The organism is bacterium (assembly GCA_016873475.1).
Classification (GTDB): Bacteria; Krumholzibacteriota; Krumholzibacteriia; order JACNKJ01; family JACNKJ01; genus VGXI01.
The window spans coordinates 1-10,000 of record VGXI01000003.1; the positions used below are offsets into that span (position 1 = coordinate 1).

General features: G+C 67.3%; 9 protein-coding genes (1 of these 9 cut by a window edge). 1 reads left to right on the plus strand and 8 read right to left on the minus strand.

The features are described from left to right. The 7 genes from FJ251_00535 to FJ251_00565 form a co-directional block, all read right to left on the minus strand. The coding region (locus tag FJ251_00535) for an AAA family ATPase (GenBank protein MBM4116229.1) at positions 1-520 on the minus strand (520 nt) is incomplete at its 3' end. Positions 521-545: 25 nt separating this feature from the next. Then, entirely contained in the window at positions 546-1,133 is a 588-nt protein-coding gene (locus FJ251_00540) for a Holliday junction branch migration protein RuvA (GenBank protein ID MBM4116230.1), read from the minus strand. Position 1,134: 1 nt separating this feature from the next. Then, on the minus strand, positions 1,135-1,644 hold the full coding sequence (gene ruvC / locus FJ251_00545; GenBank protein ID MBM4116231.1) for a crossover junction endodeoxyribonuclease RuvC: 510 nt from the start codon (positions 1,642-1,644) through the stop codon (positions 1,135-1,137). A 12-nt stretch (positions 1,645-1,656) separates the two neighbouring features. After that, positions 1,657-2,409: a YebC/PmpR family DNA-binding transcriptional regulator gene (locus FJ251_00550; protein ID MBM4116232.1), complete on the minus strand. Its 753-nt coding sequence runs from the start codon at positions 2,407-2,409 to the stop codon at positions 1,657-1,659. Between the two features lie 21 nt (positions 2,410-2,430). Continuing rightward, a complete protein-coding gene (locus FJ251_00555) occupies positions 2,431-4,497 on the minus strand; it encodes an elongation factor G (protein MBM4116233.1) in 2,067 nt (688 codons plus the stop codon). A 155-nt stretch (positions 4,498-4,652) separates the two neighbouring features. Further along, positions 4,653-5,393, minus strand: a complete 741-nt coding sequence (locus FJ251_00560; protein MBM4116234.1) for a hypothetical protein — start codon at positions 5,391-5,393, stop codon at positions 4,653-4,655. Positions 5,394-5,415: 22 nt separating this feature from the next. Further along, positions 5,416-6,618 carry a hypothetical protein gene (locus tag FJ251_00565; GenBank protein MBM4116235.1) on the minus strand — a complete coding sequence of 401 codons (1,203 nt, stop codon included), beginning with the start codon at positions 6,616-6,618 and terminating at the stop codon, positions 5,416-5,418. 435 nt (positions 6,619-7,053) lie between these two features. Here FJ251_00565 and FJ251_00570 point away from each other — a divergent pair, with 435 nt between their 5' ends. Further along, positions 7,054-8,061 (plus strand): NAD-dependent epimerase/dehydratase family protein, encoded by a 1,008-nt coding sequence (locus FJ251_00570; protein MBM4116236.1) that lies wholly within the window; start codon positions 7,054-7,056, stop codon positions 8,059-8,061. Between the two features lie 93 nt (positions 8,062-8,154). Here FJ251_00570 and FJ251_00575 read toward each other — a convergent pair whose 3' ends face one another. Then, a protein-coding gene (locus FJ251_00575) for a hypothetical protein (GenBank protein ID MBM4116237.1) crosses the window boundary here: on the minus strand, positions 8,155-10,000 show its 3' portion. It continues 182 nt past the right edge of the window; the window shows 1,846 of its 2,028 coding nt (coding positions 183-2,028); the start codon falls outside the window, past its right edge — the gene reads right to left on this strand; its stop codon occupies positions 8,155-8,157.

Below are 10,000 nucleotides of genomic sequence, written 5' to 3' on the forward strand. Positions count from 1 at the left end.
TGCGCAGCGGCGCGCTGATCATGCCGGCGCGCGTGGTGGCGCCGACGAGCGTGAAAGGCGGCAGCTGCAGGCTGTAGTGCCGCGCATTGGGCCCGCTGTCGACGACCAGCTCGCAGCGGAAGTCCTCCATCGCCGGATAGAGGTGCTCCTCGAGTACGCGACTGAGGCGGTGCACCTCATCGAGGAAGAGCACCTGGCGGGGCTCGAGGTGCGTGAGCACCCCGATCAGCTCGGCGGCCGTCTGGAAGACGGGCGCGCTCGTGGCCTTGAAGCCGACCTCGAGCTCGCCGGCAAGGATGCCGGCGAGGGTAGTCTTGCCCAATCCGGGCGGCCCGTAGAGAAGCACGTGGTCCAGGGCCTCGCCGCGAGCGCGCGCGGCCTGGATGAAGACGCGCAGGTTCTCCTTCACGGCGCTCTGGCCGACGAAGTCGGCGAGGCGACGCGGCCGCAGGGCGCGCTCCTCCTGGCGCTCGAGGCCGTCGGCGCCGGGATGGCTGATGCGCGGGGCGCTGCCGTTCATCGCACTGCTCCTTGCGCCGCAGCGCCTAGCGCTCGCTCGCGGCGGCGAGCGCGCGGCGGATGAGGTCCTCCACAGGCTGGGGCGCCTCGCCCGCCTCCGCGAGGGCGCGCAGGGCGCTGGGTCTGCTCATGCCGAGGGCGAGCAGCGCGCGCAGGGCCTCCTCGCGCCGCGGCTCGCCGGCCGGGGGCGGCGGCTCGGCGAGCGCCGGCGCGAACTCGTCCAGGCGCCCCTTGAGTTCGAGCAGGAGCCGGGAAGCCGTCTTGCGCCCGACGCCGCTTACCGCGACCAAGGGCGCCTCGTCGCCCGCCGCGACGGCCTGCGCCACCTGCCCCGGCGAGAGCGCCGAGAGGATCGCCAGCGCCAGGCGCTTGCCGATGCCGGAGACGCCGGTCAGCAGCCGGTAGAGGCTGCGCTCCTCGGCGCGGGCGAAGCCGAGCAACTCGAGCTTCTCCTCGCGCACGACGAGCTCGGCGTAGAGCGTCACTTCGGCGCCGGGCGGCGGCAGCGCCGCCCGCGTGCGCGCCGAGGCCTCCAGGCGCAGGCTGAGCGGTCCCACCGCGATCAGCAGCTCCGGTTCGCAGGCCAGCAGGCGGCCGGTCAGGGCGTCGAGCATCTCAGGCGCCCTTCCCGGCCAGGAGCGCCAGCGGCGACGCGGCGCGGCCGCCGTGGCAGAGCGCGACGGCCAGGGCGTCCGTCAGGTCGTCCGCCTCCGCGGTCGCGAAGCGGCGGCCGAGGATGCGCTCGACCATGAAGCGCACCTGCTGCTTCGCCGCCCGGCCGCCGCCGGTGAGCGCCTGCTTGACCTCGCCCGGGCTGTAGAGCGTCACCGGCAGCCCGCGCCGGGCGGCGCCGAGCATGGCCGCCGCCTGCGCCCGGCCGAGCGTCAGGGTGCTCTGCGGGTTCTGGTGGTAGAAGACGTTCTCCACGGCGCAACTCTCCGGCCGCCACTCGGCGATGAGGGCCTCGACGCCGCGCTCGATCTCGAGCAGGCGGTCGAGCAGCGGCGCCGCCGGCGGCGGGGCGATCAGGCCGGCCGCCAGCACACGCCATTCCGCGCCGGCGCTCTCGACGACGCCGTAGCCGGTGCGCCGGATGCCGGGATCGATGCCGAGGATGCGGGCCAGGGCCGGCCTCCCCTAGTCGGTGTCGATGCGCGCGAGGATATCGTCGTCGATGTCGAAGTTCGCCGTCAACTTCTGCGTGTCGTCCAGGTCCTCGAGCATCTCCATCAGCCTGAGCAGACCCGGCGCGTCCTTCTCGTCGACGGCCACCGTGTTCTGCGGCAGCTTCTCGATGCCCACGCTGGCGAAGCGGTAGCTGGCCTCGAGCGTGCGCTGGACGGCGCTGAAGGACTCCAGTGAGGAGAGGATGCGAAAGACCTCGCCCTCGTCCGTGAGATCCTGGGCGCCGGCCTCGAGGGCGGCGAGCATCAGGGCCTCCTCCTCGACGCCGTCCGCCTTGGCGACCTCGATGACGCCCTTGGTCTCGAACATCCAGGCCACGGCGCCCGGTTCGGCGAGCTTGCCGTTGTACTTGTTGAAGACGTGGCGCACCGCCGCCGCCGTGCGGTTCTTGTTGTCGGTCACCGTGTCGAGCAGAATCGCCACGCCGCCCGGGCCATAGCCTTCGTAGGTGATCTCCAGGTACTCGACGCCGCCCAGCTCGCCCGTGCCTTTCTGCACGGCGCGCTTGATGTTGTCCGAGGGCATGTTGGCGGCCTTCGCGGCCTGGATGGCCGTGCGCAGGCGGGGGTTCATGTCCTCGTCGCCGCCGCCCGTGCGCGCGGCGACGGTGATCTCCTTGATCAGCTTCGTGAAGACCTTGCCCCGCTGGGCGTCCATGCGGGCCTTCTTGTGCTTGATCGTCGACCACTTGGAATGGCCCGACATCCTGACCTCCTCGACCCGCCCCTAGGACTCCGTGCGGGCGGCCTGCGCCTCGTCGATCACGCGCTGCGCCAGTTCGTGCGGCATCTCCTCGTAGTGCGAGAAGACCATCGTGAAGCTGCCGCGGCCGCCGGAGATCGAGCGCAATTGGGTGGCGTACTTGAAGAGCTCCGCCAGCGGCGCCGTCGCCTTGACGACCTGGTAGCGACCCTTCTTCTCCGTGCCCTGGATCTTGCCGCGCCGGCCGGAGATGTCGCCCATGATGTCGCCCAGGTTCTCGTCGGGCACCTTGATCTCGAGCGCCTGGATCGGTTCGAGCAGCACGGCGCCGGCCTCGCGGATGCCCTCCTTGAGCGCCATCGCGCCGGCGAGCTTGAAGGAGTGCTCGTCCGAGTCGACGTTGTGGTAGGACCCGAAGTGCAGCGTCGCCTTCAGGTCGACCACCGGGTAGCCCGAGACGCCCCCGCCCACCATCGCCTCGCGCACGCCCTTTTCGACGGCCGGGATGAACTTGCCCGGAATCACGCCGCCCGTGATGCCGTCGACGAACTCGAAGCCGCCGCCGCGCGGCAGCGGTTCGAACTTGATGTAGACGTCGCCGAACTGCCCGCGGCCGCCGGTCTGCTTCTTGTGCCGGTAGTGCGAGTCGACGAGCTTCTTGATCGTCTCCTTGTAGGCGATGCGCGGCTTTTCGGTCGCCACCGCCACCTTGAACTTGCGCTTAAGGCGGCTGAGGACGACATCCATGTGCGTGTCGCCCTGGACCGCGATGAGGTTCTGCTTGATCTCGCCGTCGAAGTGGACGTTGAAGGTCGGATCCTCGCGCGAGAGGCGGCCGAGACCGGTTCCGATCTTCTCGTCGTCCGCCTTGTTGATCGACTCGATCGCCATCTCGATGCTCGGCCGCGGGTAGGGAATGCTGGTCCAGGGCGCATCGCCCTTGCTGCCCAGGCAATCCCCGACCTTGCTGTGCTTGAGCTTCATCACCAGGCCGATCTCGCCGGCGCCGAGCCGCTCGACCTCGGTGCGGTTCTTGCCGACAGGAACGTAGAGCTGGCTGAGCCGCTCGGGGGCATCCGCGTGCAGGTTGTGCACGTCCTTGCCGGACTCGAGGCTGCCCGCGAAGACGCGCAGGAAGTAGAGATCGCCCAGGTTCATCTCGGAGGTGTTCTTGAAGATGATCGCGGCCGGCTTGCCGTCCGGATTGGCCGCGAGGGCACCGCCGTCCGCCAGGGTCAGGGGCCGCTGCACGGGCGAGGGCAGGAAGTCGACGATCGCGTCGAGCAGGGGCCGCACGCCGCGACCGCTGTGGGCGTCGCCGACCAGCACCGGCACGAGGGTGCCGGCGCGCACGCCGGTCGAGAGCCCGCGGATGATCTCCTCGTCGGTGAGCGTGCCCTCGGCGAAGAACTTCTCCATCAGCTGCTCGTCGGCCTCGGCGGCCCCTTCGACGAGGGCGCTGCGCAGGGCATCGACCTCCTCCTGGAGTTCGGCGGGGACTTCGGCGGGAGTCGGCGCCCCCTTGGCGTCGAAGGCGTAGGCCTTCAGGTGGAGGAGATCGACGAAGCCCCGGAACCGCTCCCCCTGCCCGAGCGGAACTTGGAGGGGCACCGCGCTGGCGCCGGTGAGCAGCTCCCCGATCTGCGCGAGGGTCGCCGGGTAGTCGGCATGCTCCTTGTCCATGCGGCTGAGGAAGATGAGGCGCGGGAAGGCGCGCTCGTTGAGCAGTTCCCAGATCTTCTCCGTGCCCACCTCGACCCCGCTGTCCGCCTTGATGACGACGACGGCGCCCTCGACGACCGTGAGCCCGGCCAGCTGCTCGCCGGTGAAGTCGTCGAAGCCGGGGGTGTCCAGGAAGTTGATCTTCTGCTTGCGCCACTCCCCGTAGCCGGCGGCGATGTTGAGGGACATCTTGCGCTCGACTTCCTCTTCCTCGAAGTCGAGGCAGCTATTGCCGTCCTCGACGCGCTCGAGACGGTTGAGAGTGCCGGTCACGTAGAGAATCGCCTGGCCGAGGCTCGTCTTGCCGCTGCTCTGGTGCCCCAAGAGGGCGATGTTCCTGATGTCGTCGGGGCCGTAGCTCTTCACCAATCCGCCCTCCTGCCGAAGGAGTGCCCACCGCCGGTGGGAAAGTCCTCAATGTCGGGGTTCAAACGGTTGCGGGAAAACAACCTAGCCAAGCTAACACCTGGCCAACGCCCTGTCAACAGAGGGCTGGTCCGGGATGCCGCAATGCCGGGGGCGACTCAGCCGCCGAAACGGGAGCCGAGGGTGGTGAAGAAGGCCGCCACCACCGATCCGATCAGGAAGACGACGACGATGGGCGGCGTCACGGCGCTGCGCCGTCGTTCCATCAGGAGCGCCGCGCCGCCGATGAAGACCCACAGAGTCCACAGCGGGAAGACGCCGATCTGGTCGAGGAAGTTGGCGAGGAAGCCCTCACCGGAAACGAGTGCACCCAAGCTGAACTCTAGGGAGCTGGACTGCAGGTCTTTCATCGAGTTCAGCTCCAGGCCGGCGAAGCGCAGGTACAGCGTGTTGATGAGTTGGTAGGCGATGCCGATGAAGCTCGTGTACGTTGTCAGCGTGAACAGGCGCCGGTAGGGGGCGCCCCCGAAGGTGATCATCAGGGCCAGCCAGTAGAAGAAGCTCACGATCAGGAGCACCGCCGGCAGGCCGAGCAAGGGACCGCCGATGGTGCCGCCGATCAGGCTCCAACGCAGGGGCGCCGGCAGGCCGCCGCCTTCATCGAGCTGGGCGCCTTCCATCTGGCCACTCCCGACGTCGAGGATCATCAGGTCGCGCTGGAGGGGGTACAGCAGGATTCCGGCCAGGAGCGTCAGGACAATCAACACAACCAGCCCGGGCCACCAGGCGAGACCGGCCTTGATGTCCGCCGCGACGCTGCCCGGCGCCGTGAAGACGCGCGGGATGGCACTGAAAGCGCGAGCGATTTCCGGCGCGGTAGAGGGCGACTGCGGATCCATGACGGAGTCCTCCCGTTGTTCTTCAGGCACGGCGGCTGCGCAGAGCGCCTGGCAGCCATTGCCAGGCCTCCCAACGGCCCTCGTCGTTCAGGCGAATGCGCTCCAGGAAGTCCAGCCAGAACGCCCAGAGACAGCAGACGAGGAAGGCGATCGCGGCGGTGCCTGCGACCACGAGCTTCTTGCGCGGCGCGACGGGGAGTGTCGGTTCGCGCGGCGGATCGAGAACGCGCAGGGTGGACACGGTGTTGGCGGCCTGCAAGCGCGCCTGTTCGAGCTGCTGCACCAGCAGATTGGCGATCTCCTCCTGGATGGCGAGTTCCCGGCGCAGTTCGTAGTAGCGGAGCGCGAGGGCGGGGAGTTCGCGCAGGGGCTTGATCCGCTGCGGCAAGCCTCGCCCCTCCGCCTCGAGCGTCGCGAGCTGGCTGCGGAGGGCGCTGATCTCGGCCGTGAGGGAGCGGAGCGCCGGCGCGTCGGGCGCAGCGTCAGCCGCCAGCACCGCCCGCTCCAGTTCCTTGAAAACGAGCTGGCGATTGAGTTCGCCCACCAGCGCCAGCTCGGCTTCGAGTTCCGCGGGCAGGTGGACGACTCCCTCCTGGGCGGAGAAGTCCGCCAGGGCGCGGCGCGCGCGCGCGAGTTCGGTCTGGGCGTTCCCGAGCCGCTCGGCGAGGAAGCGCTCCTTGCGGCCGCCCTGCTCGCGCAGCGCCTCCTGGTTGAAGCGGTCCAACTCGACGATCAATTGTCGGACGATCCCTTGCGCGAGCGCCGCCGTCGGTGCGGTCGCGGTCACGCGCAAGACCCGGCTCGCGTCGTCGATCTCCACCGCCAGAGCCTCCTGCAGCCGGGCGACGGCCTCCTGCTCGGCGGCCTCGGGGTTGGTCCCACGAAGCGCGGTGAGATCGTAGGGGGTGTAGAGATCGAGGGTGTCGACGACCCGCTGGCAGACGCTGTAGCTGGCCAGGATCTCGCGCTGGACCTCGTTGGAGCCCCCCTCGCCGAAGAGGTTCAGTCCGAAGGGCAGCCCCGCCTGGCCGAGCAGGGCCCCGAGAGGTGACACCGAGGATTCCGCCTCGGGCAGGAGACTGGCCGTCGCCGCATACCGGCGAGGCAACACGAACAGCGCCAGGAGGATAGCCACCGCTGTGGCGACGGCGGTTCCGAGGAGGATCAAGCGCCGGCGGCGCATCAGGATTCCGAGCAAGGCTCCGAGGGAGAAAGACGCTTGCATTGGTTCCGCCGGCCGGATACGTTTACACTGCTTCCACGATGTGCGGCACCGTACATCGCCCACCCGTGAGTGTCAACACCATTGCCCTGGAGGCCCGCTAGCCCCACTGCTTTCGCCGGAGCGCCAGGCTAGAAGAGTGCTCCGCAAGCACATCCAACGGGTTCCCTTGGCAAAGCCCTTGCTTTGCTGACGAGGTTGCGACCGAGCGACGCGCTGCGGTGCGTTGTGCGCATGCGCGGCGCGGCAGACCCTGCCTGCGTCTGGGAAGTACCTGCCGCAGTGGGTGAACTTAGCGCTTGACGCTCTTTGGGGGCTATGGGACTTTTCGCCGTCTTTTCCGATGGTTCGCCCTCCGCGGGTCGAGAGTCCAGCCTGCGCGTCAGGACCGCTTACGAACGCAGCCTGGCGGTTGCCGCTTTGCAGATGGAGGCGTAGGTGAAGTACCTGGTCACCGGTGGCGCGGGCTTCATCGGTTCACATTTGTGTGAGTACCTGCTCGGGCAGGGCCATCGTGTTCATGCAATCGATAATCTCTCTACGGGACGGCTCGAGAACGTCGAGCACCTCGCCGATCACCCCCGCTTCTCGCTCACCGTCGATAGCATCCTCAACCCCTTCCTGATGGAACGCCTGATCCAGGAGGCGGATGTCGTCTACCATCTCGCCGCGGCTGTCGGCGTCAAGTTGATCATCGAGAAGCCTGTTTCCACCATCGAGACGAACATCCAGGGCACCGAGATCGTGCTTCGCTATGCCAGCCGGCACGGCCGCAAGGTCGTGATCTCCTCGACGAGCGAAGTCTACGGGAAGAACAACAAGCTGCCCTTCACCGAGGATGACGACTGCAGCTACGGCCCGACGACGATCGGCCGCTGGAGCTACGCCTACTCCAAGGCCCTGGACGAGTTCATGGCCCTTGCTTATCGGCAGGAGACGCAGGTGCCGGTCGTCATCACGCGCCTATTCAACACCGTCGGCCCCCGGCAGACCGGTCGCTACGGGATGGTGATCCCCCGCTTCATTCGTCAAGCTCTGCAGGGAGAACCGATCACGGTCTACGGCAACGGGAAGCAGAGTCGGAGCTTCACCTACGTCGGTGATGTCGTGAAGGCCCTCGTCGACCTCAGCGAGGCGGAAGCCGCCGAGGGCGAGGTCTTCAACGTGGGCAACGACGAGCTGGTTACGATTGAGGGGCTGGCTCAGAAGGTGAAGCTGATGACGGGCAGCCGCTCGAAGATCGAGTACATCCCGTACGAGAAGGCCTACAGCGCCAACTACGAGGACATGATGCATCGCTTGCCCTCGCTGAAGAAGATCCATGGCGCCATCGGCTACCGGCCGACGATGAACCTCGAGAGCATCCTGCGCACGGTGATCGACCACACGAGCCGGGAAATTGCCAGGGCGCGGGGCAGCCTCGATAGTCGCGCCCTGATCTCCTGAGATCCTTGCGGCGAGCCTGAGCGCCCCCCCGCCGTGCGGGACCTGTCCGGTCCGCATCCAGCAGCTGGCGCTAGCTCTCCCGCCTCGCTCGGACTAGCGCAGGAGAAGCCAGCGACGGGCCTGCTGCGTGCCGCCCCCGGCCGCCCTCAGCAAGTAAACACCTGAGGCCAGCTGCGGCAGGCTGCCGTCTCCGCTACTGAAGACCAGCAACCTGCCATCCGGTCCAGGGACACCCGCCCACAGCTCCGCGAGTTCTCGCCCTTGCACGTCGTGCAGGGTCAGTCGCACGTTGAGCCCAGGAGCGCCGGATAGGTGGAGCGTCATTCCTGGATTGCCGGGATTGGGGTAGGGAGGTCCGAGCGCAATCTGGCTGCGCATCCCTGCGGGCAGTTCGTCGCTCGCGGTTTCCCCCCGCGCGAAGACCACACCGTCCTCGTAGGGCACCGTGATGGCGCTCCCCCCCAGCCAGGGCGCAAAGTCCGCAGCCTGATCATCGCCCGGCAGGAGTGTCCAGTCCGCGTCGTACGCGAGTACCTGGTCCGCCTCGGACGCATTGCAGACCACGAGTCCGTTCTCGTACTCGCGCGCGAGCAGCCCACCATCGCCGAGTACAACGCTCAAGGAGTCGATCACCATGCTCACGATGCCGCGCGTAACGAGCCGCACGGTGTAGTTCGTCGCGGAGCCGAGATTGAGCTTGCCGCGATACAACCCCTCGGCACCGGCCTCTGCGCGCAGGGTGGTTGTCGTCAGGCCTCCAGGTGCACTCTTGAAGAAGAGCTGCGTCTCGCCGAGCGCCACGTCGAGCATCCGATAGCGGAAGGAGAAAACGTAGCTCGTGTCGGGCAGGAAACCGCCGGTGGGCGTGACGTAGAAGAGCGTCGGGAACGGATCTGCGGCGTTGGTGGTCGCAAGCAGGGAACTCGCGCCCTGGAGCACGAGACCTGGCTCGCTCGTGATGCTCACCGCCGTGTGAGGCGCGAAGGGCGCGACATGGGGTCCGATGCCGCCTTCGAAGACGTCGACGAAAAGTGGCGTCTCGTTGAGGGTGAAGCGGGGGCCAAGAGGCAGTCCAAGCTGGAAATCAAAGAGATCGTACCATGTGACCTGGTAGTGGTCGAAGGTGCTGAAGTCGTAGCTGAAGTAGTTGTCGCTGAGCAGGCTGCCGGTGTAGCGGAAGCGGAAGGGAGGCATGTCGAAGGGACTGCCGCCGACCTCCTGGAATGGGTAGAGCCCGTTCACGGACGTCAGGTTCGTCCCGAATTCGAGGGAGTTCCAGATGTCCAGGTCCATGAGAGTCCCGTCGAAGTAGCCCTCGCCGGGACTTCCCGGGAAAGCCTCATAGAGCTTCCCATGCAGAGCATCATGACGCGGCTTGGAGTTGTTGCCCATGATCACGGTGCTGGGTGGGAGCTGGGCGGCCAGCGAATCCGCGAACATGGCCATCGACTCTGTCAGCCAGGCTTGGATTCCCGCACTGCCGATGCCGGCTTCGTAGAGATCCGCGATCTGATTGTTGTTGTAGTCGAAGCTCCCCGCAAAGAGCGGATCCCACCAGAGGTAGCCGCCGTTGCTCATCTCGTCCAGGAAGACGCCGTCGATCACGCCGGTTTCGATCAAGGGGAAGAAGCGCTCCCTGACGAAGCGAATGAAGTAGTCCCGGAACCGCTCACCGTTCACGGTCGGACACACAGCAGTGATGTTGACGTGCTCCGCATGCTCCCAGAACGAGATCACTTGGCCCATCTCGTTGCGAGCCAGCCACTCCGAATGGACCCCACTGACGAAGTCGTGCCGCAAGGTCCCTGGCGTATCGTCCGGACCAAGGTTGTCCGTGATCAGTACAGGATCGATGTAGGCCAGGAGCATGAGCTCGGGGTTGCTCTGCCGGATGAGCGTCAGACTCGCGGGCGCCCAGTCGATCAGCTGGAAGGGCAGC

Bases quoted from the DNA above. Each gene is read 5' to 3' on its own strand.
- FJ251_00540 (MBM4116230.1), bottom strand. From the start codon at position 1,133: ATGCTCGACGCCCTGACCGGCCGCCTGCTGGCCTGCGAACCGGAGCTG.
- FJ251_00550 (MBM4116232.1), bottom strand. From the start codon at position 2,409: ATGTCGGGCCATTCCAAGTGGTCGACGATCAAGCACAAGAAGGCCCGC.
- FJ251_00560 (MBM4116234.1), bottom strand. From the start codon at position 5,393: ATGGATCCGCAGTCGCCCTCTACCGCGCCGGAAATCGCTCGCGCTTTC.
- FJ251_00565 (MBM4116235.1), bottom strand. From the start codon at position 6,618: ATGCAAGCGTCTTTCTCCCTCGGAGCCTTGCTCGGAATCCTGATGCGC.